At 68.2% G+C, this 24170-nt stretch carries 24 protein-coding genes and 1 pseudogene; 22 read left to right on the top strand and 3 right to left on the bottom strand.

Annotation, left to right across the window (positions count from 1 at the left end; translation table 11 throughout):
• The first annotated feature begins 20 nt into the window (after positions 1-20).
• The 8 genes and pseudogenes from MELE44368_RS22260 (at position 21) to MELE44368_RS22225 (ending at position 8626) form a co-directional block, all read left to right on the top strand.
• Positions 21-1478: an aldehyde dehydrogenase family protein gene (locus tag MELE44368_RS22260; RefSeq protein WP_128110533.1), complete on the top strand. Its 1458-nt coding sequence runs from the start codon at positions 21-23 to the stop codon at positions 1476-1478.
• Entirely contained in the window at positions 1475-2647 is a 1173-nt protein-coding gene (locus MELE44368_RS22255; protein ID WP_128110484.1) for an NDMA-dependent alcohol dehydrogenase, read from the top strand. The genes MELE44368_RS22260 and MELE44368_RS22255 overlap by 4 nt, the downstream gene beginning before the upstream one ends.
• A gap of 39 nt (positions 2648-2686) precedes the next feature.
• Complete coding sequence (ligD, locus tag MELE44368_RS22250) at positions 2687-3643, top strand: non-homologous end-joining DNA ligase (protein ID WP_128110483.1); 957 nt, start codon at positions 2687-2689, stop codon at positions 3641-3643.
• A gap of 48 nt (positions 3644-3691) precedes the next feature.
• The gene (locus MELE44368_RS22245) at positions 3692-4654 is read left to right on the top strand and encodes a carbon-nitrogen hydrolase family protein (RefSeq protein WP_128110482.1); all 963 of its coding nucleotides are present in this window, start codon (positions 3692-3694) and stop codon (positions 4652-4654) included.
• Between the two features lie 121 nt (positions 4655-4775).
• A complete protein-coding gene (locus MELE44368_RS22240; protein ID WP_128110481.1) occupies positions 4776-6419 on the top strand; it encodes a PP2C family protein-serine/threonine phosphatase in 1644 nt (547 codons plus the stop codon).
• Positions 6416-7473: pseudogene (locus tag MELE44368_RS22235) on the top strand (cobalamin-dependent protein). Before MELE44368_RS22240 ends, MELE44368_RS22235 begins: the two are co-directional and overlap by 4 nt.
• Complete coding sequence (locus MELE44368_RS22230; RefSeq protein ID WP_128110480.1) at positions 7470-7808, top strand: STAS domain-containing protein; 339 nt, start codon at positions 7470-7472, stop codon at positions 7806-7808. The pseudogene MELE44368_RS22235 and the gene MELE44368_RS22230 overlap by 4 nt, the downstream one beginning before the upstream one ends.
• A 5-nt stretch (positions 7809-7813) precedes the next feature.
• Positions 7814-8626, top strand: coding sequence for an MOSC domain-containing protein (locus tag MELE44368_RS22225; protein WP_128110479.1), 813 nt, complete (start codon positions 7814-7816; stop codon positions 8624-8626).
• 21 nt (positions 8627-8647) lie between these two features.
• On the opposite strand, the gene MELE44368_RS22220 is transcribed toward MELE44368_RS22225, so the two are convergent.
• Entirely contained in the window at positions 8648-9508 is an 861-nt protein-coding gene (locus MELE44368_RS22220) for a LysR family transcriptional regulator ArgP (RefSeq protein WP_409366146.1), read from the bottom strand.
• 91 nt (positions 9509-9599) lie between these two features.
• Between MELE44368_RS22220 and MELE44368_RS22215 the strand changes: the two genes are divergently transcribed.
• Positions 9600-10607 (top strand): CobW family GTP-binding protein, encoded by a 1008-nt coding sequence (locus MELE44368_RS22215; protein ID WP_064891174.1) that lies wholly within the window; start codon positions 9600-9602, stop codon positions 10605-10607.
• An 81-nt stretch (positions 10608-10688) separates the two neighbouring features.
• Complete coding sequence (locus tag MELE44368_RS22210) at positions 10689-12050, top strand: HNH endonuclease signature motif containing protein (protein ID WP_164890200.1); 1362 nt, start codon at positions 10689-10691, stop codon at positions 12048-12050.
• 21 nt (positions 12051-12071) lie between these two features.
• On the opposite strand, the gene MELE44368_RS22205 is transcribed toward MELE44368_RS22210, so the two are convergent.
• Complete coding sequence (locus MELE44368_RS22205; protein WP_064891176.1) at positions 12072-12713, bottom strand: dihydrofolate reductase family protein; 642 nt, start codon at positions 12711-12713, stop codon at positions 12072-12074.
• A gap of 159 nt (positions 12714-12872) precedes the next feature.
• Between MELE44368_RS22205 and lysE the strand changes: the two genes are divergently transcribed.
• The 4 genes from lysE to MELE44368_RS22185 all read left to right on the top strand — a co-directional run bounded on the left by lysE (position 12873) and on the right by MELE44368_RS22185 (position 15897).
• A complete protein-coding gene (gene lysE, locus MELE44368_RS22200) occupies positions 12873-13472 on the top strand; it encodes an L-lysine exporter (RefSeq protein ID WP_046750515.1) in 600 nt (199 codons plus the stop codon).
• Between the two features lie 53 nt (positions 13473-13525).
• Positions 13526-14326, top strand: a complete 801-nt coding sequence (locus MELE44368_RS22195; protein WP_046750516.1) for an SDR family oxidoreductase — start codon at positions 13526-13528, stop codon at positions 14324-14326.
• A gap of 8 nt (positions 14327-14334) precedes the next feature.
• Entirely contained in the window at positions 14335-14619 is a 285-nt protein-coding gene (locus MELE44368_RS22190; protein ID WP_046750567.1) for an EF-Tu/IF-2/RF-3 family GTPase, read from the top strand.
• A 210-nt stretch (positions 14620-14829) separates the two neighbouring features.
• Positions 14830-15897: a YeiH family protein gene (locus tag MELE44368_RS22185; protein WP_407662051.1), complete on the top strand. Its 1068-nt coding sequence runs from the start codon at positions 14830-14832 to the stop codon at positions 15895-15897.
• Positions 15898-15900: 3 nt separating this feature from the next.
• Here the strand turns inward: MELE44368_RS22185 and MELE44368_RS22180 are convergent, their stop codons facing one another.
• Positions 15901-17358, bottom strand: a complete 1458-nt coding sequence (locus MELE44368_RS22180) for a cytochrome P450 (RefSeq protein WP_064919335.1) — start codon at positions 17356-17358, stop codon at positions 15901-15903.
• 118 nt (positions 17359-17476) lie between these two features.
• Here MELE44368_RS22180 and MELE44368_RS22175 point away from each other — a divergent pair, with 118 nt between their 5' ends.
• The 8 genes from MELE44368_RS22175 (at position 17477) to MELE44368_RS22140 (ending at position 24096) form a co-directional block, all read left to right on the top strand.
• Positions 17477-18385, top strand: coding sequence for an ABC transporter substrate-binding protein (locus tag MELE44368_RS22175; protein ID WP_128110477.1), 909 nt, complete (start codon positions 17477-17479; stop codon positions 18383-18385).
• 12 nt (positions 18386-18397) lie between these two features.
• Positions 18398-19099, top strand: coding sequence for a queuosine precursor transporter (locus MELE44368_RS22170; RefSeq protein ID WP_083043167.1), 702 nt, complete (start codon positions 18398-18400; stop codon positions 19097-19099).
• Between the two features lie 75 nt (positions 19100-19174).
• The gene (locus MELE44368_RS22165; RefSeq protein ID WP_128110476.1) at positions 19175-19843 is read left to right on the top strand and encodes a 5-oxoprolinase subunit B family protein; all 669 of its coding nucleotides are present in this window, start codon (positions 19175-19177) and stop codon (positions 19841-19843) included.
• 8 nt (positions 19844-19851) lie between these two features.
• The gene (locus MELE44368_RS22160; protein WP_064919337.1) at positions 19852-20742 is read left to right on the top strand and encodes a 5-oxoprolinase/urea amidolyase family protein; all 891 of its coding nucleotides are present in this window, start codon (positions 19852-19854) and stop codon (positions 20740-20742) included.
• 69 nt (positions 20743-20811) lie between these two features.
• Complete coding sequence (locus MELE44368_RS22155; protein ID WP_128110475.1) at positions 20812-21384, top strand: GNAT family N-acetyltransferase; 573 nt, start codon at positions 20812-20814, stop codon at positions 21382-21384.
• Positions 21385-21402: 18 nt separating this feature from the next.
• A complete protein-coding gene (locus tag MELE44368_RS22150; protein ID WP_128110474.1) occupies positions 21403-22197 on the top strand; it encodes a class I SAM-dependent methyltransferase in 795 nt (264 codons plus the stop codon).
• A 76-nt stretch (positions 22198-22273) separates the two neighbouring features.
• Positions 22274-23422, top strand: coding sequence for a uroporphyrinogen-III synthase (locus tag MELE44368_RS22145; protein ID WP_128110473.1), 1149 nt, complete (start codon positions 22274-22276; stop codon positions 23420-23422).
• The gene (locus tag MELE44368_RS22140; protein WP_128110472.1) at positions 23419-24096 is read left to right on the top strand and encodes a sirohydrochlorin chelatase; all 678 of its coding nucleotides are present in this window, start codon (positions 23419-23421) and stop codon (positions 24094-24096) included. Before MELE44368_RS22145 ends, MELE44368_RS22140 begins: the two co-directional genes overlap by 4 nt.
• Positions 24097-24170 lie beyond the last annotated feature (74 nt).

Here is a 24170-nt window from a genome sequence, read left to right as displayed (position 1 = left end):
CGGTGACACACGAATCGCGCATGCTCATCGACGGCAAGCTCGTCGAATCCGAGACGGGCCGCCAGTTCGACAACATCAACCCGGCGACCGAGGAGGTTCTCGGTGGTACCGCCGACGGCACCCGCGCCGACATGGAACGCGCCGTGGCGGCCGCCCGGCACGCGTTCGACCACACCGACTGGTCGCGCGACGGCGAGGCCAGGGCCGCCGGGCTTCGTCAACTGCAGGCGGCGCTCGAGGCCGAACGTGAGGAACTCCGCGGCGAACTCATCGCGGAAGCCGGTTGCCCCCTCCTGAGCACCTTCGGACCACAGCTCGACGTGCCGCTCAGGGACGCCTTGAGCTGGCCGGCCGACATGATCAGCCAGTTCCAATGGAAGAGAACGCTTCCCGACAAAGACGCGTTCGGCATGGGCACGCTCGCCGAACGCGAAGTCTGGAAGGAACCCATCGGTGTCGTCGGCGTCATCACGCCGTGGAACTTCCCGCTGGAGATCATCCTCAACAAGCTCGGGCCGATCCTCGCCATGGGCAACACCACGGTGCTCAAGCCGGCACCCGACACCCCGTGGAACGCCACCCGCATCGGCCGGATCATCGCCGAGCAGACCGACATCCCACCCGGGGTGATCAACATCGTCACCTCCTCGGACCACCTCGTCGGCGAGGTTCTGTCGACCTCCCCGCTGGTCGACATGGTGGCCTTCACCGGGTCGACGGCGACCGGGCGGCGCATCATGAAGGCCGCTGCGGACACCGTCAAGCCGACCTTTCTGGAACTCGGCGGCAAGTCGGTATATCTCGTGCTCGACGACGACGGCGACATCAGCGCGTCGGTGGGCGGCAGTGCGTTCGTCTCGATGCACGCCGGACAGGGCTGCGCCATGCCGACCCGGCTGCTGGTGCCTAATTCCCGACATGCCGAGGCCGTCGAGATCGTCAAGGTCGCGATGGAGAAGAACAAGTACGGCGACCCCACCGACCCGTCGGTGCTGCAAGGTCCTCAGGTGTCGAGACGCCAGCAGGACCGGGTGATGGGCGATATCGAGAAAGGCAAGCAGGAGGGCGCCCGGCTGGTCACCGGCGGCAACATTCCCGCGCACCTACCGAAGGGGTTCTTCGTCGAGCCAACGGTTTTCGCTGACGTGGACAACCGGATGACGATTGCACAGGAGGAGATCTTCGGGCCGGTGCTGTCCGTCATCGGATTCGACGACGACGACGATGCGGTGCGCATCGCCAACGACTCCATCTACGGCCTGTCCGGCGTGGTGTTCGCCAACGATCTCGATCGGGCCAAGTCCGTCGCCGGCCGGATCCGCACCGGGACCCTGGGCATCAACGGCGGTCTGTGGTACGGCGCCGACGCCCCCTTCGGCGGCTACAAGCAATCCGGTATCGGACGGCAGTGCGGCATCGAGGGCCTCGAGATCTTCACCGAAACCAAGACCGTCGGCTGGCCAAAGGAGACCCGATGAAATCACGAGCGGCCGTACTGCGCGGCGTAGGTGTCGACTGGGAAGTCACCGACGTCGAGCTGGACCCGCCCCGCGCCGGTGAGGTTCTGGTCAAGATGGCCTACGCCGGCATCTGCCACTCGGACGAACATTTCTACACCGGCGACAGCGTCCCGAGCCCCGACATGGAGGAGATGATGCGGGCTTCCGGCGTGCCGGTGCCCGAGTGGTTCCCGATGCTCGGCGGACACGAGGGATCGGGCATCGTCGAAAGCGTCGGCCCCGAGGTCAAGGCGCTCAAGCCCGGTGACCACGTGGCCATCTCGTTTCTGCCGGCCTGTGGCAGCTGCCGCTGGTGCGCCAGCGGGTACACCTATATCTGCGACGTCGGCGCCGACCTCTACAGCAAGGCGATGACGACCGACGGCACCTGCCGGCGGCACGTGTCCGGTCCCGACGGCGACGAGGACCTGATGGCGATGATGCAGGTCGGCACCTTCTCCGAGTACGTCGTCGCCTCCGAGCGGTCCCTCGTCAAGATCAACGACTGGATCCCTCTGGAAGCCGCCTCCCTGGTTTCCTGCGGTGTGACAACGGGTTTCGGCTCCGGCTCAGTCGCCGCCGGGACCGAGCCGGGTGACACCGTCGTCGTCGTCGGCGTCGGCGGAATCGGCATGAACGCCGTCCAGGGGGCGAAGGTGGCCGGCGCCAAGCACATCGTCGCCGTCGACCCGAACGAGTTCAAACGCGAGATCGCACCCACCTTCGGTGCGACACACACCGCCGTCGATGCGGGCGCCGCCCTGGAACTGGTCAAGGACATCACCTGGGGTGTCATGGCCGACCGCGTCGTGCTGACCCCTGGTGTGGTGCCGCCGGACCTCGTGCTGACGGCGATGCTGCTTCTGCGCAAGGGCGGCACCTGTGTGCTGACCGGCATGGCGAAGGTCAGCGACCTGATGGTCCCGCTGAGCCTTCCCGACATGGTCAGCTCGTGTAAGACGCTAAAGGGTGTGCTCTACGGCGAGATGAACCCGCGCGACGCGATGCCGAAACTGCTGTCGATGTACGAGGCGGGCACTATCAAGCTCGACGAGCTGATCACGAAGCAGTACAAGCTGGACGACATCAACGAGGCGATGAAGGATCTGCGCGCGGGCAACAACATCCGCGGCGTCATCGCGTTCTGATTGATCCAGGCCCCGCCGTGCCGGGGTAACGTGCGGGAGATGAGTGCTGGCGAGCAACGCGCCGGAGTCGATCTGACCAACCTGGATCAACCGCTCAGCCCCGACGCGGGGGCGACGAAGCGGGACCTGGTCGACTACCTCGACGCGGTCGCCGAACGGATGCTGCCCGGGTTGGCCGGGCGCCCGCTCACCGTGCTGCGCATCCTGCGGGGGCGTGATCCGTTCATGCAGAAGAACGTGCCCAAGTACACCCCCGACTGGGTGCGCACGGTGTCGATCTGGGCCGAATCCTCACAACGACACGTCCGTTATCCGGTGTGCGACGATCGCCGCACGCTGCTGTGGCTGGCCAACCAGCGCGCCGTCGAGTACCACCCGGCGCTGGGTCTGGCCGACGACATCTACCGGCCCACGCATCTGGTGCTGGACCTCGACCCGCCCCCAGGAGGCGACTTCGCCGCGGTCGTCGCCACCGCGCACCTGGTGCGTCAGGGCCTGGCCGATGCCGGTCTGACCGGCGCTGTCAAGACCAGCGGCGCAAAGGGCCTGCACGTGTTCGTACCGGTCGACGACAGCGCGCCGGTCGACGACGTCGCCGCGGCCACTCGCGCGCTTGCCGCACGGGCGGAGGCTCTCGATCCTGCCACGGCGACAACGGCTTTCATCGTGGGGGACCGGGCGGGAAAGGTCTTCGTGGATTCGACGCGGGCAGGCGGGGCGACCGTCGTCGCCGCGTACAGTCCTCGGCTGCGGCCCGGCACGCCGGTGTCGTTTCCGCTGGCGTGGTCGGACTTGGACGGCATCGCCCCAACCGATTTCACGGTGCACACCGCCATCGATGCTCTCGCCGGCCGCGATCCGTGGGCCGAGACCATGCCGGCACCGCAACCGCTTCCGCACGAGCTGATCGAGCACGGCCGCACGATCCCGGTCGCTCGGGTGGCCGCGATGCACGAAGGCAAGCGCCGCGCCAGGGCACGTCGAAAAGGGACCTGACACCGGTGGCCCTGGGGCACAGCAGTGGGCCTCGGGTAGCGTTGACGTGTGGTTTTGGCAGCGGCGATTCAACTCGAGGCGGTTGTGGGCGACGTGGACGCCAACCTCGCCGCCTGCGAACGCCTCGCCGACGAAGCGGGTCGCGCCGGCGCCCGAGTCATCGCGCTCCCCGAGTTCTTCACCACCGGCATCGGGTTCGTCGACGCGTTGAAGGACGCTGCCCTGCCTCCGGACGGCAAGGCGACCGAGTTGCTCACCGCCCTGGCCCGCCGGCACGGCGCGCTGGTCGGCGGTTCGTTCCTGTGCCGAGACGCCGACGGGCACGTGCGTAACGCCTACCTCGCCGCCGACGCCGGCGGGGTGGTGGGCCGACACGACAAGGATCTGCCCACCATGTGGGAGAACGCCTTTTACGTCGGCGGCCACGACGACGGCGTGTTTCACGTGAACGACCACGACGTCGGCGCGGCGGTGTGCTGGGAGCTGATGCGTACCGGCACGGTCAAGCGGCTGCGGTCGCGCGTCGACCTGGTGATGACCGGCTCGGGCTGGTGGTCCATCCCGCCGTGGCCGCCTCGGTTCGTGTTCGACCGCTGGGAACGCGGCAACGCCGCGACGGCCCGCCTCGCGGCGGCGTCGTTCGCCAAGTATGTCGGGGCGCCGGTGGTGCATGCCGCACACGCAGGCGCATTGACGTGCCCCATGCCGTTGTTGCCGATGCGCTACCGGGGGCATTTCGAGGGCGCGACGCTCATCACCGATGCGCGCGGAGAAGTGATCGCGGAGCGCCCCGCCGAGCAGGGCGAGGGCGTCGTCCTCGGCGAGATCGAAATCGGCCGCCGCGCACCGTTACTCGATCCGCCGAACAGGTTCTGGCTGCACCCGCGGGGACCGCTGCCGACTGTGGTTTGGCACTATCAGCGCTGGCATGGTCGGCGGTGGTATCGCCGTCACGTGATGCGCTCTGCAACGCCGTCGGCGGCAGGGGTCGGCGACACCCCACGCGATTGATCCGAAATCCGTTGCGCGACAGTCCCCTGACGGCGGAAAACACCCATCGGTGATCGCCTTCACGGACATCGGGGCCGCTCGTGCCCCTCAGCACGTACCCTTTTGGTGATGGAGCTGACGGTTGAGTAAGGACAACTCCGCGACAGGGCGGCCGATCGATGCGGTCGCCTGGGGGTCCGTTCCGCATCCCGTGCTCGTCGTCGACCGATCCGGCATCGTCCGCGCGTTCAGTGCCCCTACCGAAGCCGTGTTGACCGGCGTCGAGATCGGCACGCGGCTCGCCGACGCCGCGCCGTCGTGGCTGGTACAGGCCCACGAGCACTGGGCGGGCGGTGAAGACCTGTCGCCTGCGAGGGGCGAACTCGACGGTCGCGAGTTCACGGCTCGGCCCACGCCGCTGTCGGAGGGCGAAGTCGCCTGGTGGTTGATCGCGGAACCTGACGGGTCGCTGCGCGACGCGCACGAGGCGCTGGCACGGGAACGGGAGCGCGCGGCCTTCCTCGACAACGCCTCGGCGGTGCTAATGGCGTCGCTGAACTTCGACCGCTGCACCGAGGCCGTCGTCCAGATGGCGGCCAGGCACCTGGCGGACGCGGCGGTCCTCGTCGCCGCCGAGCGCGAAAACCGGCTGCCCGTCGTCTGCAGCGGACCGGACGACGTCGCGGAGCACCGCAGGGTCGACGCGGACCCCGCCGACGTGCCGGGCCTCAGCGAGGCGCTTCGCGGGTTCCCTCCGGTGCCGTCGCGCTGGATCGACCCGTCGACCATGCCCGACTGGCTGATCCCCCGCCACCTCACGCAGCCGGTGGGATCGGTGCTCATCACCCCGCTGCCGGGTCACGGCGTTCCGGCGGGCGCACTCGTCCTGCTCCGCCGCGACTCGGCCACCGCCTTCAGCGACGGCGAGGAGCTGTTCGCCCGGCTTTTCGCGGCCCGCGCAGGTGCGGCGCTGTCCGCCGCCCAGCTGTATGCCGAACAATCGGCGATCACCCGCACCCTGATGCGCGATCTGCTGCCCCCGCAGCTGGATCGGCTCGACGACTTCGAACTCGCCGGCGGCTACCGCGCCTCCGAGGATCATCAGCTGGTCGGCGGCGACTTCTACGACGTCCACCGCGGCGCGGGCCCGAACGGCGAGACACTCGTGGTGCTCGGCGACGTCTGCGGAAAGGGCCTGGAGGCCGCAGTGCTCAGCGGCAAGATCCGCAACACCGTGCAGGCCCTGGCGCCGCTCGCCGATCAACACGAAGACGTGCTCAAGCTGCTCAACAGCGCCCTGCTGTCGCCCCACAACCGCCGCTTCGCGACGATGGTGCTCGCGTCCATCGCCCGCCGTGACGGTCGGTTGACGCTGCGGCTCACCTGCGCCGGGCATCCTCCTCCCTTGATCCTGCGTAACGACGGAACCGTGGAACAGGCGGACACGAAAGGCATGCTGGTCGGCGCGTTGGCACAGTTCAAGGCCCAGTCGACGGAGGTCGTGCTGGCGCCCGGCGAGACGTGCCTGCTCTACACGGACGGACTCAGCGAGGCGCGAGGGGGCCCGCTCGGATCGGAGATGTTCGGCGACGAGCGGCTCATCGATGCGTTGGCCCACTGTGCCGGTCTGCCCGCAGAGGCAGTCGTCGAGCGGATGATGATGCTCACCTCCGAGTGGGTAACCGAGCGGACACACGACGACATGGCCGTCGTGGCCATCACGGCTCCGCGCCGCACACGTCGGGGCGAGGTCGACGGACACCCTGGGGGTAGGTACAGAGCGTGAGCAGTAGAGACACCGGCGCGGCGCGCGACCGGCTGTGGGAGGCGGTTCTCGACGGAGACGAGTACTCCGCCGTCAGCGTGGTGTTCGAGGCGGTGGACGCGGGAATCACGCCCGAGGACGCGCTGCTGGAGGTGGTCGCGCCCGTGCAGCGCAAGGTCGGCACGGAGTGGGCGGCCAACCGCATCACCGTCGCACAGGAACACGCCGCCACCGCGATCAACGACCGAGTGATCGCCGCACTGTCCCAGCACCCCGCCTCGAGGACCCACGCTGCCGCCGGCCGCGTCACCGTTGCCTGCGTCGACGGCGAATGGCACGCGCTGCCGGCCCGCCTGCTCGCCGAGGTGCTGCGCCTGCGCGGCTGGCGGGTGGATTTTCTCGGGGCTCAGGTGCCGACGCCCCATCTGATCGCGCATCTGCACCAGCACGCGCCCGACGCCGTCGCGTTGTCGTGTTCGATCCCGACCCGGCTGCCCGCCGCGCACGCGGCGATCACCGCCTGCCAGTCCGCGGGTGTCTCGGTGCTCGTAGGTGGCGCCGCGTTCGGCCCCGACGGCCGCTACGCCCGCCTGCTCGGTGCCGACGCGTGGGCCCAGGACGCCCGCGCCGCCGTGCAGTGCCTGAGCGACGACCTGGCACGGCTACGCCTCACCGCGACCGCGTCGTCGGGTGCGCTGCCGCATCTGAGGACCAGGAGTATTCGATGGTCAGCGGCACGAAGGCGCAGCTGGTCAAGTCGACTGTCGCCGAGCTGGAGAACCGATTCCCCGCGATGCGCGACTACAGCGTGGCGCAACGCGAACACACCACCGAGGACATCGCGCACATCATCGACTTCCTCGCGACCGCACTGTATGTCGACGACGACGACCTGTTCACCACGTTCATCGTCTGGACCGCCGAGGTGCTCGAAGCCCGAGGCGTACCAGCGACCTCACTGATTCCCGCGCTGGATTTGTTGTCCGATCAACTGCAAGACTTCCCCCGGACCCAACGTCTGCTCACGGCAGCGCGCACGGCCCTGACCGCGAAGACCACCTCGCCGATCGCATGAGACTCATCCTGACCATCGAGACGACGACCCGGTCGATACGCGTAACCGTCTCCGGGGACGTCGACTTCGGACAGGCGGCCTATCTGATCGACACCGTCTCCGACTTGCTGAGTGCCCATCCCGACGTGCAGGAGCTGCATCTCGACTTCACGAAGCTGACGTTTCTCGACTCGACGGGGCTGTCGGCCCTGCTGCAGATACACCGGCAGACAACAGAACTCGGGGCGCGGATGCACCTGGACAATCGGCCGGCGCACCTCGACCGGATCCTGGAGATCACCGGGCTGCTGGACTACCTCACGGCGAACCGTAGCGAAGAGACCGAAGTCCGTTGAGCGCCATGGTCGGACATGTGGCCGTGCTGCAGCGCTACCCGGTCAAGTCGATGCTCGGTGAACGACGCGACTCGATCCGCGTCGGACCCGTGGGCGTGGACGGCGACCGACAGTACGCCGTCATCGACGACGAAACCGGGCGGGTGGCCACTGCCAAACATCCCCGACGGTGGAGCGCGCTGCTGCAATGCGCGGCGGCGACAAGTGACGGCGGTGCTGTCGTGGTGACGCTGCCGGACGGCCGCAGCGTGCCGGTCACCGAAGCGGCCGAACCGCTGTCGCAACTGCTCGGGCGTCGGGTGCATCTCGGCGGCGAGCGCACTGCGGGCGCGACGCTGGAGCGGTCCGACCCGCTCGAGGTGCTGGCGCACGGCATCGACGCCGAGTTCGATCCCGTGCTGCTCGAACTCGGCAAGGCGGCGCCGGGCGGTGCCTTCGTCGACCATTCCCCGGTGCACTTGATCACCACGACCACGCTCGACGCGATCGGTGTCGGCGTCGCGGAGGCGATCCGATACCGGCCGAACGTCGTCATCGACATGTCCGACGGGTTCACCCCATTCGGGGAGAGCGACTGGGTGGGAACCGAGATGCGTCTGGGAGACGTCACGTTGCGCGTCACCCGCCCAACCTCCCGCTGCGCTGTCCCCACTCTCAGACATGGTGACGCCGAACGACTTCCGGACGCGGTGCGGTTCCTGCTGGAGCACAATCGCATCGAGGTTCCCGACTCGGGGAAGCTGCCCTGCGCCGGGGTTTACACCGAGGTGGTCGCCGTCGGCACCGTCAGCGCCGGTGACGAGGTGCGCGTCGGGTGACCCGCGGCCTCGCGGGAGTGTTCAGCCGGCCGCGGCGGTGACGGCCTCGGTGATCCGGGCGACGATCGGGCTGTCCAGTTTCCAGCACTGCCAGAACAGCGGAACGTCCAGGTGCGCCTTCGTGATCCGTACGAACGAGCCATCGTCCAGGTGCGGCTGGGCCAGCGCCTCGGGGAACATGCCCCAGCCCAGTCCGGCCAGGACCGCCGCGCCGAAGCCCTCCGCCGTCGGCACGTAATGCTGCGGCCGGATGATGTCGCGTCGAAACACCCTGCGCACCAACATGTCCTGCAGGGCATCGTCGCGGTTCCACGCCAACGACGGAGCCTGGGCCGCCGCCGCGGCGGTGAAACCATCCGGCAGGTATCGGTCGCGGTATGCCGGGCTGGCCACCGGGACATAACGCATCACGCCCAGGTGCTGCACCCGGCATCCCGAGACCGGTGTGCGCTCGGTGGTCACCGCGCCCATCACCACACCCTCACGCAGCAGGCGCGCCGAGTGGTCCTGATCCTCGATGCGGATGTCGAACAGCACATCATCGAGGGCGTCGAACACCGCGCTGAACCAGGTGGCCATCGAATCGGCGTTGACCGCCATCGCGATCCGCGGCGCACCGCCCGTTCCACCCGCCATCTCGCCGAGCGCCTCGGCCTCCAGCAGCGCGGTCTGCGCCGCCAGGCGCAACAGCGGAACCCCGGCAGGCGTTGCGACGCAGGGCTTTTCGCGTACCACCAGCACCTGACCCACCCGCTGTTCGAGGGCCTTGATCCGCTGACTGACCGCCGACGGAGTGACATGCAATCGCGCCGCGGCGGCATCGAACGACCCATGCTCGATCACCGCGGCGAACGCCGCGAGCTGCTGTCCGTCGATCCGCACATTAACGATTCTAATGCTGTGACGTTTTCTTTAGCGTGCGCCTCGGTCAGCGCGGCCCCCTACACTGACGTGGCCGGAGGGAAGGAGCACAGTGGGAGCGATACCCGTCATCGCGCTGACAGGCTATCTCGGTGCAGGGAAGACGACGCTGCTCAATCATGTTCTTCGGCAGCCGGGTGCGCGAATCGGTGTGGTCATCAATGACTTTGGTGAGCTCAACGTCGACGCCGCGCTGGTCACCGGTCAGGTCGACGAGCCGGCGTCCATCGCGGGCGGCTGCATCTGCTGCTTACCCGACGACGGTGGGCTTGACGACGCGCTGGCCAAGCTCGCCGATCCGCGGCTGGGCCTGGACGCCATCATCGTGGAGGCGAGCGGCCTCGCCGACCCTGTGGCGATTTCCCGGATCATCCGGTTCAGCGGGATCGACCGGATCCGGCCGGGCGGCATCGTCGACGTCATCGACGCCACCACGCACTTCGACACCGTCGACGACGGCAACACCGCCCCGGCGCGATACGGTGCGGCGTCCCTGGTCGTGGTCAACAAGCTCGACCAGATCCCCTCGGACCGCAGGGACGCTGTTCTCCAGCGGATCGAAAGCCGGGTCCGCGAACGCAATCCGGACGTGCACCTCGTCGGCGCGGTGGCCGGGCGGGTGGATCCCGCCTTGCTGTACGACGTCGCAGACACTGATGAGGACACCGGGCAGTTGTCGTTCCGGGAACTGCTGGTCTCCGACGCGCACCACCACGTTCACGCCGATTCCGTCACCGTGACCAGCGAGGGATGCGTCGACCCCGGCGTTCTTCTCGATCTCCTCGAGAAACCACCCGCCGGTGTGTACCGGCTCAAGGGTTTCGTCAGCGTCCGCTCCGGCGCGCGGACGCGCAGCTACGCGGTCAACGTGGTCGGCACCTCGGTACACGTCGCGTCCGCGCCCAAGCCGGCCCGCACCAACAGCCTCGTCGCGATCGGAACCTCATTCGACGTCGACGACGTGCGCGCAGCCATCGACGCCGCACTGCGCCCGCACGACGCGCCGGTGCCCGCCGCGGGTATGCGTCGGCTGCAGCGCTACCGACGCCTGAGCATCTGAGGAACGCCTCTTGCCGAACCCCTCGATGTCGGCCCCCTCGACTAATCTTCGAACATAGTTTCGATTCAGGAGGTGGTGGCGGTGGCGGCCGACGTCGACGGCGTGGCGAGTGCGCAGGCCCGCCTGCACGCCGCGGTGGCCGAACTGTCCGAGCTGCCGTTCGCCGACCTGCCGCCCGAGGTGCTCGATTCGGTGCTGTGTGATCTGGAGTTCGCGCAGCGCCGGCTCACCACCGTCGGCTATGACGCCGTCAACGGGCTGCGCGTCCAGTGGCCGGTACGGGTCGGTCGGCTGCGTGATCATCTGGCCAACCTGCTGAACCTGTCGGCCACCGATGCCGGTGCGCGGGTCGCGGTCGCCGCCGACCTGAACGCCACCGAGCCGGTGCTGGCCGAGACCGCTGCCGCGGCCCGACACGGACTGATCGGTGCCGAGCACGTGCGCATCATCCGCGAGACGATCACCAAACTGCCGGACACCGCCACCGCCGACGATCGGGCGCGCTTCGACTTGGAGTTGACCGGGGTCGCGGTGACCGAGCGGCCCGAGGTGCTGCGCCGCGACGCCGCGCTGCTGCTGGCCGACTACGACGCCACCCACGGCGATCCGGTCACCCGCGAACGCAGCCGAAAGGCGCGCAGTGAGTTCGTGCTGGGCCCTCAAGACGCCGACGGGATGAGCCGCGGTCGGTTCTGCGTGGATCCCGAAGCCCGCGCCTATCTGGAGATCCTGCTGGCCAAACTGGCTCGGCCCGGCATGTGCAACTCCGCCGATCCGGACCCGACCGTCGACGGCGATCCGGACCCGATGGCCGCCGCCGCCGATACCCGCACCACCGGCCAACGCAATCACGACGCGATCAAGGCGGCCCTGCGCGCCCTGCTCGCCAGCGGGCAGCTGGGTCAGCATCGCGGGCTGCCGGTCACCGCGATCGTCACCATGACCCTGCAACAACTGGAAGCCGCCGCCGGAATCGCCATGACCGGCGGCGGATCGACGGTGCCGATGGAAACCGCGATCCGGATGGCCGCCCATGCTCACCACTACCTCTATATCTACGACGCCGGCTGTGGGCGACCGCTGTTCTTGGGCCGCTCCAAACGGCTGGCGTCGGCCGATCAGCGCATCGTGCTACACGCCATCGACGGTGGCTGCACCATGCCCGGCTGCGATCAACCCGGCTACCACGCCGATGTGCACCACCTCATCGAATGGAACCAACAGGGCAGCACCGACATCGACCGCCTCACCCTCGAGTGCGGGGCCGACCACCAAAACACCGGGCCGTCCGACGAGGAGTGGCAGGCCAGACGTCGGTACGACGAAGAGACCCTAGGCCAAACCCTTTGGTATCCACCGAAAACCGTGGACCCTACCCGGCAACCCCGAACCAACCGGCATCACCGACGACCCATGCCGCCACCCGAACCCGACGCCGCATAGGCGGTCCCACACGTGACGCCGTCACCGCCAGAACAGGTGGTGCACGACGCCGCTCGCGCTGGGCACGACCTCGTGGTGGAACCGGTCGTTCAGCTCGTCGGGCGACTCCCAGAGGCGTGATCCGGCGCCTAGCTCAACCTGCGACACCGCTACGTGCAGGGTGTCGACCAGGTCGGCGGCGAGGAACTGACGAATGACATTTGCGCCACCACCGAGCCGAACGTCCTTGCCCTGCGCGGCCGCTTGCGCCCGCTCGAGGACGGTGGCCGGATCGGCGTTGATGAAATGAAAGGTGGTATCCGACAGGGTGAACGACGGACGCTCATGGTGGGTCATCACGAAAACCGGGGTGTGGAACGGCGGCTCGTCACCCCACCAGCCCTGCCATTCGCGGTCCCGCCACGGTCCGCGCTGCGGCCCGAACTTGTTGCGCCCCATGATCTCGGCACCGATGTTGTGGGCGAAGTCGCGGGTGAAGTAGTCGTCGAGTCCGCGGCTGCCGCCCGGTTCGGTGCGGTTGGGCCAGCTTGCCGTCGCTCCGGCCCACGCGAACATTTCGCCGGGGTCGGCGTGACCGAACGGGCGCTCGAACGTCTGGTCAACACCGGCGCCGAAACCGTCCCGCGACACGTTGAAGTTCTGGACTCTGAGCAGCTGACCCACGCGTTCCTCCCGTTTGGCCTTCCCGTTTGGCTGACGACTAGTGGTTGGACTCCCGCGACCAGCCCAATTCACCGCGCCACCTGCTAGCATCAGTTTTTCTAATGTTCCTACAGAATCATTAGCTGTACTCAGCCCGACGCGCTCCCTAACGTCGACGCCGTGGGTTCACCTCTGATCGTCGGCTTCGTCGCCTGCTTCACGCTGATCGCTGCGATCGGCGCCCAGAACGCGTTCGTGCTGCGCCAGGGGATCCGCGGTGAGCACGTGCTGCCGGTGGTGGCGCTGTGCACCGCCTCCGACATCGTGCTCATCGCGGCGGGCATCGCCGGCTTCGGCATGCTCATCAGCGCCCACCCCGGCGCACTGGACGTCGTCAGGTTCGGCGGCGCGGTGTTTCTGTTCGGATACGGGCTGCTCGCCGCGCGCCGGGCGGTGCGCCCGTCGGCGCTGACACCGTCGGAGCAGGCCCCCGCCAGGCTGGCCGAGGTACTGCTCACCTGCGCGGCGATGACGTGGCTCAACCCGCACGTCTACCTCGACACGGTCGTGCTGCTCGGCGCGCTGGCGAACGAGCACCGGGAGGGCCGGTGGCTGTTCGGGGTCGGCGCCGTCACCGCGAGCGCAGTCTGGTTCGCCGGGCTCGGGCTGGGAGCCCGCCGGCTCGCCGGCCTGTTCGCGACCCCGTCGACCTGGCGCGTACTCGACGGGCTGATCGCGGTCACGATGATCGGACTGGGTGCGGCGCTGGCACTGAACTGACAGAATCGCCCGGTCGACTTCCTCGGAAAGCGCGAAACGGGTATGCCTTTCTCATGACCACATCTGGAAAGTCGGTGTTCATCACCGGCGCTGCTGCAGGAATCGGCCGCGCGACGGCGCTCACCTTCGCTCGGAAGGGCTTCACCGTCGGCGGCTATGACATCGACGAGGTCGGCCTCAAGACGCTGGCCGACGAGATCGAGCGGCTCGGCGCTGTCGCGCACACCGGCCACCTCGACGTCACCGACCCCGACGAAATGGCCCAGCGCGTCGGCGACTTCGCCAAGGCCGCGGGCGACCGCCTCGACGTCATGATCAACAACGCGGGCATCCTGCGCGCCGGACGATTCGAGGAACTGGACATCGCCGGCCACCACCGGGAGATCGACATCAATGCCAAAGGGGTGGTCAACGGGCTGTACGCGGCGTTTCCCTACCTGCGCAAGACGCCGAATTCCGTCGTCGTCAACCTGTCCTCCGCGTCGGCGATCTACGGGCAGGCCGAGCTCGCCAACTACAGCGCGACCAAGTTCTTCGTCCGCGGCATCACCGAGGCGCTCGACATCGAATGGAACCGCTACGGCATCCGGGTCATCGCCATGTGGCCGCTCTACGTGCAGACCGCGATGACCGACAGCATCAAGACCGGGACCACCGACTCTCTCGGTATCCGGCTCAGCGCACAGGACGTCGCCGACGCCATCGCCGCGGCGGTGGAACCCTCCCTGCTGCGCCGCGCCGTCCATCAGGTGCACTTCCCCGTCGGTACCCAGACCAAGGTGCTCACGACGGGATCCCGGTTCTCACCCGCCTGGCTGACGCGATTGATCAACAAGCGGTTGGCACATCAGTGACGTTCCGGATGACCGTCGAGGACGTGTTCCACATCCGCAACCGGGGGGTCGTCGCCACCGGCCGGGTCCAGAGCGGCACGCTTCGGATCGGCGACACCATTCACATCAACGGCGGGCCCGCCGTCACCGTGGACGCGATCGAGAAGTTCCGCAAACGGCTCGACGAGGCCACCGCCGGCGAGAACGTCGGCGTGCTGATGAAGACCATCGACAGGGACCAGATCAAGCGCGGCGATGTCATCACCTCCTCGGGCGAAGCCGCGCCGCTGGGCGGCACCAACGTGATCCTCTGACTTTCGATTCGCGCTGATCGCAACCGTTGAGAGCGGCGACCTGCGGCAATATTGTCCGACCATGAATGAGGATTGGCTCGCCGTCATCGTCGGCCTCACGCTGCTGGCCCTTGTGCTCGTCGGCGCGATCCCGAGCGGCGTGATCCCGTGACGCAGCAGCAACAGCAACAACAGAGCACCCAGACCGAGCCGGACACGCGCTCCACCGGTATCGGGTATGCGGTCGCCGGTGTGCTCGTAGTCGTGGCTCTGGGGGCTGTGACCCGGTTCCTGGAGACCAGAGTCCCGCAGTGGGCCGACGGCACCGGGTTCGAACGCGTCGCGAAATCGATCGAGTTCCCGGTCTATGCAATCGCTTTGGGTCTGTTCGGCAACTTCGTGCTCTCCAGGCTGGCGCTGCGGGACGCGCTGTCGCAGGGCTTTCGCACCGAGTTCTTCATCAAGACAGGGCTGGTGCTGCTCGGCGCGTCCATCAACTTGAAGGTGCTCGTGACCGCCGCCGGTCCGGCGATCGTGCAAGCGCTGCTGCTGATTTCGATCGTGTTCGGCTTCACGTGGTGGCTGGGCGGCGTGCTCAGGCTCGAAGACAAACTGCGCGCCCTGCTGGCCTCGGCGGTGTCGATCTGCGGAGTCAGCGCGGCGATCGCGGCCGCGGGCGCGGTGCAGGCCAAGCGTGAACAGCTGGCCTATGCCGCGTCGCTGGTCATCGCGTTCGCGCTGCCGTCGATCTTCCTGCTGCCCTGGCTCGCCGACGTCCTGCACCTCTCCGACCCGGTCGCGGGCGCCTGGATCGGCGGCAACATCGACACCACCGCTGCCGTCGCCGCGGCCGGTGCGATCGCGGGCGAGGATGCGCTGCAGATCGCCACCATCGTGAAGACCACCCAGAACGCGTTGATCGGGGTGGTGGCGATCGCGTTGACGGCCTACTTCGCTTTGAAGGTCGAGCGGAAATCGACCGAGGAGGCGCGTCCGACGCTCGGACAGTTCTGGGAACGCTTCCCCAAGTTCGTGCTGGGCTTCATCGCCGCGTCGATCATCGGAACGCTGTATCTGCAGTGGGTTTCGGACGGCAAGGCGGCGATCGCCACGGTCAACGACCTGCGCACCTGGTTCCTGATCTTCGCGTTCGTCGCGATCGGCCTGGAGTTCTCGGTGAAGGGGTTGAAGGAGGCGGGTTGGCGCCCGGTCGCGCTGTTCGCCTCGGCCACCGTCGTCAACATCGTCGTCGCACTCGGTCTGGCCGCCGTGTTGTTCGGCGGTTTCGAAGTGAGTTGATCCTCAGAGCTTTTCGAGATCGATCGGCAGATCGTCGGCTGGAGTGGGACCGGTCCCCCAGGTGAGCGGGACGCGGTAGCTTTCCGGGACACCCCATGTGAAACGCCGCAGCATCTTGTGCATGACGGTCTTGACCGTCATGTCGGCGAACTGCTGTCCGATGCACTTGTGCGCGCCCCCTCCGAAGGGCGCGAACGCGTATCGGTTCACCGCTGCCCGGTTGCCCGCGTCGGTGAACCGTGCCGGATCGAACGTGTCGGGGTCGGGCCACCAGTCCGGCAGCCGCATCGAGGCGTGGACGCTGATCGCGATCTGGCTGTTGCGCGGTATGTAGTGGCCACAGATCTCGGTGTCGCGGATCGCTTGGCGGAAAAGGGTTCCCGCGGGGGCATACATTCGCAGCACTTCCTTGAATGCCGCATCCAGCAGCGGATAGGCCTCGAGGTCCTCGAGAGTGGGCGTATCGATCGGCTGATCGACCGCTTCCTCTCGAAGTAGGTTCTGCCAGTGAGGGTTTCGGCCCAATTCGTAGACCAGCATCGACAGTGCGATCGCTGTCGTGTCGTGTGCTGCCATCAGCAGGAAGATCATGTGGTTGACGATGTCGGCGTCGGTGAAACGGCGGCCGTCGTCGGATTCACTGCGGCACAGCATGGAGAACAGATCGGTGCCGTCGCCACGACGGCGGTCGGCGATCTGCCTACCGAAGTAGCGCTCCAGGCGTTTTCGTGCGCGCAGACCCCGCGCCCACGTCCCACCGGGCACGTTCGCGCGGACGATGGCCTGACCGCCGTGCACGGTGTGGTGGAAGTCCTCGATGAGTTGATCTGACTCCGCGCCGAGCGTTGTTCCGACGAACACCTCGGCCGCCTGCTGCAGCAGCAGATACTTGATCGACGGATACATCGGGAACCGTCGCGCGGGTCGCCACGTGGTGAGCGCACGGTCGATACCGTCGGCCGTGCTCGCGAGGTACGTGTTGAGCGCGGTGCGGGTGAATGCCTGCTGCATGATGCGCCGGTGGTCCCGATGCTCCTCGAAGTCCAGCAGCATGATGCCGCGGTGGAAGAAGGGACCGATCACCGGTTGCCAGCCCCTGGTGCTCGACAGTGCCTTGTCCCGGTTGACCCAGGCCGCCTCGAGCGCTTCGGGCCCCATCAGGGCGACGACGCGAAATCCCACCCCGCCCGCCCACGACACCGGGCCGTACTTCGCATATCTACGCCGGGCGAACTCCAGCGGGTCGACGAGCGCGGAGAGGACGTGGCCGAGGTAGGGCACGCCGTAGTCGCCCATGACCGGCGCGAGCCCGGATCCGGGCGGCGGTTCGGCCAACGGGGCGTCACGGCTGGGCCACTGCTCAGCCACCGTCGCACCGAATCCCTGGGCCCATCCCTGGAGCTGGTGCCGCGCCTCGGTCAGCGATGCCGGCGGCGCGACGGCGTCCAGGAGGTTGATCATCGGCCGAAATCCCCTTGTCGATATCTGGTACGTAACCGTGCCAGCTTCGCTGTAGACCAGCAAGCATCCACAGGTGTGTTGGTCGCCAACTTCGGTGCGAGTTGGCTACTCTCGCCGAGTGCCTGCTGCGTTGTCCCGGCGGAGTTTCCTGGCGCTGACGGCCGGGGCCGCCGCGCTGGTCGCCGCATGCGGTTCGGAGGAGCCGGGCGCCGTCGCCAAGGACGGTTCGGTGACCGTCAAACACGTCTTCGGCGAGACCAGGATCCCCGCGCCCCCGGGCCGAGTCGTCAGCGCCGGCCTCACCGGACAGGACGACCTTCTTGCGCTCGGGGTCGTGCCGATCGCCGTCACCGACTGGTTCGGCGGCGAACCGTTTGCCGTATGGCCTTGGGCGCAGCCGAAACTCGGCGGCGCGCAGCCGGTGGTGCTCAGCATCGCCGACGGCATCCAGCTCGACCAGATCGCCGCGCTGAACCCCGACCTGATCATCGCCACCAACGCGGGCCTGGACTCCGACACCTACACGAAACTGTCCGAGATCGCCCCGACCGTGGCCCAGAACGGCCAGGACGCGTTCTTCGAGCCGTGGAAGGACCAGGCCACCACCATCGGGCAGGCGGTCTTCCAATACGACCAGATGCAGTCGCTGATCGCCGGCGTCGACGAGCAGTTCATCACCGCGGGCACCGATCACCCGCAGTTCGCGGGCAAGACGGCGACGCTTCTGCACGGCCGCCTCGACAACGGCGAACCAGAGGTTCTGACGCCCGGGTGGCGCACCGAGTTCCTCACCCAGATGGGCTTCACGATCGCCGAGGACCCGGACGCGGCCGACGTGCCGATCTGGTGCACCGAGAGCGACGAGGAACAGGCGGCGCTGCTGGCCGAGCCCGAGATCGCCGAGCGCGGCAGCCGCAATGTGTTCACCGGCAAGGAACTCGCGGGGGCGATCGCGTTCGCCTCGCCGCTGTCCTATCCGGTGGTGGCCGACCAGCTGCCACCACTGCTGGCGCGGGCGCTGGCCTGACAAGATGACCGGGTGACCGGCACCGGCGAGAGCGAGCACCGCGGGTTCGCGAAGACGGGCTCCGCCTACTATCCGACGCTCGTCGCGGTCTTCACCGGTCTGGTGCTGATCTCCAACGTCGCGGCCACCAAGGGCATCGCGTTCGGCCCGATCATCGGCGACTGGTCGCTGATCACCGACGGCGGCTTCGTCGTGTTCCCGCTGACCTACGTGATCGGCGACGTGCTGTCGGAGGTGTACGGTTTCGCCGCCACCCGACGGGCGATCTACATCGCGTTCGTGATGGAGGCGCTCGCAGCGTTCACCTTCTGGATCACCGCCTACCTGCCCGCGGCGGACTTCTACCCCAACCAGGCCGCGTTCGAGGCGGTCGTCAAACCGTTCACTCAGCTGGTCATCGCCGGACTGGCCGGCTTCATCGTCGGTCAAACGCTCAACGCGTGGGTGGTGGTGCGGGTCAAGACCCGGTTCGGCGAGCGGCACCTGTGGGCGCGCCTCATCGGGTCGACCATCGTCGGGGAGTTTGCTGACACGCTGGTGTTCTGCAGTATCGCCGCGGCAGCGATCGGAATAACCACCTGGGACGACTTCGCCACCTATGTCGCGCTGGGCTGGGTGTACAAGACGGCCGTCGAAGTGCTGGTGTTGCCCGTGACGTACCGCGTCATCGGGTTCCTCAAGCGCCGCGAGCCCACCTATCAGCCCGCCGTTTGAGGCTTCGGTAAGGCTCCTCTGGCAAGGCTCATAGAGCACGAGCTTTCGTTGCTACTCGCGGGTAGGTTCGAAGGCATGAGCATGACAGCCGACATGTTGGGGGCCAGCGTTCTCGGCGCCGTTCATGACTACGGTGACCAAGCGCTGCTCTTGGAGTTCAACCGCACGACCGACGTGTTGGCCTGGACCGCGGCCATCCGTCGAGCCGACCTGCTCGGGGTGATCGACATCGTTCCGGCGTCGCGCACCGTGCTGATCAAACTGGCCGGACCCCGCTATCTGGCACCAACCCGCCAGCGGCTGGCCAAGATTCAGGTCGGCCCCGATATCGCCGCCGACCTGGCCGCGCCGGCCGGCGGTGACGTCGACGTCGAGATCGACGTCATCTATGACGGACCCGACCTCGACGAGGTGTCGCGGCTGACCGGGCTGAGCACCGACCAGGTAATCGCCGCTCACACCGCGACCCCGTGGCGGGTCGGATTCGGTGGTTTCGCACCGGGTTTCGCCTACCTCGTCGGAGGGGATCCACGGCTGGAAGTGCCACGGCGCGCTGAACCGCGCACGAAGGTCCCCGTCGGCTCGGTGGGGCTCGCCGGTGAGTTCAGCGGAATCTATCCGCGCGAATCGCCCGGCGGCTGGCAGTTGATCGGCCGGACCGGCGAGGTGCTCTGGGACCTCGACCGGGAGAGGCCGGCGCTGCTGACACCGGGGATGACAGTGAGGTTCCGGGCGGTCGGTTAGGAGGAGCCATGGCGACACTGGAGGTCCTGCGATCCGGACCGCTGGCGTTGATCGAAGACCTGGGCCGTCCCGGGCTGGCGCACATGGGGGTCGGGCGCTCCGGGGCGGCCGACCGCCGCTCGCACATGCTGGCCAACCGGCTGGTCGCGAACCCCGCCGACTGCGCCACCATCGAGGTGACGTTCGGCGGCTTCTCGGCGCGGGTCCGCGGCGGAGGCAAAGAAGGCGTCGCGATCGCCGTCACCGGTGCGGACACCGATCCCGCGGTGAACGGGGTACCGTTCGGCACCAACAGCATTCACTTCGCCCGCGACGGTGAGGTGATCTCGCTCGGAGCCCCCCGTTCCGGGCTGCGGACGTACCTGGCCGTGCGCGGGGGCATCGACGTCGAACCGGTGCTGGGATCGCGGTCCTACGACGTGCTCGCGGCGATCGGCCCGCTGCCGCTCAAACCAGGCGACGTGCTGCCGGTCGGTGCGCAGTCCGACGAGTTCCCCGAACTCGACCAGGCGCCGGTGGGCGCCATCGAGGACGACGTGCTGGAGTTGTCGGTCGTTCCGGGCCCGCGCGACGACTGGTTCGTCGACCCCGACGTGCTGATGCGCACCAACTGGCTCGTCACCAACAAGAGCGACCGGGTCGGCACCCGGCTGGTGGGCATGCCGCTGGAATACCGCAAGCCCGATCGGCAACTCCCCAGCGACGGGGCGAACCGGGGCGCGATCCAGGTGCCGCCGAACGGATTTCCGGTGATCCTGGGTCCCGACCACCCCGTCACGGGCGGATATCCGGTGATCGGCGTGCTGACCGACGAGGACATCGACAAGATGGCCCAGATCCGCCCCGGGCAGACCGTCCGGATGCGGTGGGCCCGGCCGCGGCAACCGTTCGCGGCGTAGCCACGCCGTCGCGGCCGTCGACCGCGCGGACTCGGCGCAAATGACGGCGGGTCCTGGTAGAACGACAGTGTGCAGCCACAAGTCTTCAATGCCCCTCACGTGCGCGGCGTTCACACCGCACGCCTCGTCCATACCGCCGATCTCGACAACGAGACCCGCGAGGATGCGCGCCGAATGGTCATGGAAGCCTTCGGCGGCGAGTTCACCGGCGCCGACTGGGAGCACTCCCTCGGCGGCATGCACGCCCTGATCTCCGATCACGGCGCCGTGATCGCGCACGGGGCGGTGGTTCAGCGCAGCCTTCTGTATCGCGACACCGCGCTGCGCTGCGGCTATGTCGAAGGCGTCGCGGTGCGCGAGGACTGGCGTGGACAGGGACTCGCCCAGGCCGTGATGGACGCGCTCGAACAGGTGCTCCGCGGCGCCTACCAGCTCGGCGCACTGAGCGTCACGGAGGAGGGCAGGCGCATCTACATGGCCCGCGGCTGGGTGCCGTGGCAGGGCCCGACGTCGGTGCTGGCGCCGGACGGCGTGACCCGCACACCCGACGACGACCATGCGTTGTTCGTGCTGCCGATCAGCGTCGACCTGGATCCGACGGCGGAGATCACCTGCGATTGGCGCGACGGCGATGTCTGGTGACGGGCGTACGTTGGTGACGTGACGTCACCGTTTCAGCCCACCCCGGAATCGTTCGACAAGCTGTATCGCGGCGAGCCCACCGTCGAGGGCGGGCCGACCCCGAACGTCATCCCGTGGGACGTGCGTCAGCCGCAGCCGCGGTTGATGGAACTCGAAGCGCTGGGCGGAATTTCGGGTGAGGTGCTCGACATCGGCTGCGGTCTGGGCGACAACGCGATCTACCTGGCGTCCCGCGGCTACTCGGTGACCGCGCTGGACGGATCACCCACCGCGATCGAGGAAGCCCGCCGCCGCGCCGAGGGCGCGGGTGTCCTGAAGTCGGATGCCGGCTCGGCCGGCGTGGAGTTCGCCGTGGCCGACGCGACCAAGCTGACCGGATACGACGGTCGTTTCGACACTGTCGTCGACAGCGCCCTCTACCACTGTCTCGACGAGGACGGCCGCGACGCCTACCTGACGGCGCTGCACCGCGCGACCCGGCCTGCTGCGCGACTCCACCTGGCCTGTTTCTCCGACGGCAACGTCAACGGGATCATCGCGCCGGGCACGGTTTCAGAGGACGACCTTCGCGACAAACTGCCCGCCAACGGCTGGTCCATCGACTTCCTCGGCCCGACCACGTATCTGGCCAACGCGGTCAGCTTCGAGGGCGGCGACGACGCGTTTCGCGAAGCGATGGAACAGCACATGCCACCCGAGGCGGTCGAGCACATGCGCGACATGGCGGCCCGCTACGAGGCCGTCTCCCGGCTGCTCGACGACGGGCGGGTGCACCTGCCGTTCACCGTCGTACACGCGCACCGGGTCGACTAGAACTCATCGGCCGGTCGATACGTCGAGGCAATGGCCGATTAATCACTAGGAAACATGAGCTGAATACACAGGTCGTATGAGTGAGCCCGAATGGGCACCCCTCACGGGCTTCCGGGTGGCGGTGACCTCCGCCCGCCGCGCCGACGAACTGGCGGCGCTGCTGCAACGCCGCGGTGCGGCGGTGACCAGCGCAGCGGCGATCACCATGGTTCCGCTTCCCGATGACGACGCGTTACGGGCGAACACCGAAGCGCTGATCGCCACGCCACCCGACATCGTCATCGCCACAACGGGGATCGGCCTGCGCGGCTGGATCGAGGCCGCCGACGGCTGGGGACTGGCCGCCGACCTGACCGCCGCGCTGGCGACGGCGCGCGTGGTGTCCCGCGGGCCGAAGGCCACCGGCGCGTTGCGCGCTGCCGGGCTGCACGAGGAATGGTCGCCGGACTCGGAATCGTCTCGCGAGCTGCTGCACTATCTCGTCGAGGGCGGCATCGCCGGACAGCGCATCGCCGTCCAGTTGCACGGCGCCACCGAACAGTGGGATCCGTTTCCCGAGTTCGTCGACCAGTTGCGCATCGCGGGAGCCGAAGTCGTGCCGATCCGGGTGTACCGGTGGCATCCCGCCCCGCGCAAGGGTGTCTTCGACCAACTGGTGGCCGACATCGCGGAGGAGAGCTTCGACGCGGTGACGTTCACATCGGCGCCTGCCGTCGCGGCGCTGCTGATGCGTGCCGCCGACATGGGCATCGAGGACCGTGTGCTGGCCGCACTGCGCGGCGCCACCCACGCCATGTGCGTCGGACCGGTGACGGCCCGCCCGCTGGTGCGGCTCGGGGTTCCCACGTCGGCGCCGGAACGAATGCGGTTGGGGGCGTTGGCCCGCCACATCACCGACGAGCTGCCGATGCTCTGCACCCGCAGGATGCGGGTGGCCGGTCACCTGCTGGAGATGCGCGGCACCTGCGTGCTGGTCGACGGTGAGGTCAAGGCGGTGTCGCCTGCGGGTATGGCGACCATGCGGGCGCTGGCCCACCGGCCGGGCACCGTGGTGTCGCGCCACGACCTGCTGCGGGCGCTGCCGGGCAGCGGCACCGACACCCACGCGGTGGAGACGGCGGTGCTGCGGCTGCGAACGGCGTTGGGCGACAAGAACATCGTGTCGACCGTGGTCAAGCGCGGATATCGGCTCGCGGTCGACGACGAAGAGAGCGACACTCGGTGAACGCGCTGCTGGTCGCGCACGGAACCCGCAAACCCGGCGGCGTCGCGTTGGTCGGGCGGTTGGCTCAGCGGGTCTCGACCGCGCTGCGCTCACCGGTGCACGTGGCGTTCGTCGACGTCGTGGGCCCGACGCCCAGCGAGGTGTTGTGCGGATTGCGCGGGCCGACCGTCGTGGTGCCGGCGTTCCTCGCGCGCGGCTACCACGTCAACACCGACATCCCCGCCCACGTGACAGCCAGCGGTCATCGGGAGGTCACCGTCACCGACGCGTTGGGTCCCAGTCCGCAGCTCGCGCGCGTGCTGGCCTATCGCCTCGCCGAATCAGGTTGGCGTCGAGGCGATTCAGTGGTGCTGGCCGCCGCGGGAACCTCGGATCGACATGCCCAGTCCGATCTGCGCAGGATGGCCACCTGGCTGTCGGCGCTGACGAGTTCGCGGGTCGAGTTGGCCTTCGCGGCCGCGGAGCCGTACGTGGCCGACGTCGTCGACGAGCTGCGTGACCGCGGTGCCCGACGGGTGGTTGTGGCGTCGCATCTGTTGTCAGACGGGCTGTTTCAGGACCGGCTCGACCACGCCGGCGCGGATGTCGTGACGCGCCCGCTCGGCACGCACGATGCGATGGTGCGCCTGATCGCCAGCCGCTTCCGCTACGCACGCTTGCGTGCCGCAGCCTAGTTTTCGCGGCCTAGCCCCCGCGCCGAGCTCGACGAAATGGTGGAAGTTCTCGCACTTTCCCGCCCGTTTGTCCC

It is taken from the genome of Mycolicibacterium elephantis DSM 44368, assembly GCF_004014805.1.
Taxonomy (GTDB): Bacteria; Actinomycetota; Actinomycetes; order Mycobacteriales; family Mycobacteriaceae; genus Mycobacterium; species Mycobacterium elephantis.
The sequence above is the reverse complement of the archived record's forward strand: the minus strand, read 5'-3'. Positions and strand labels throughout refer to the sequence as shown.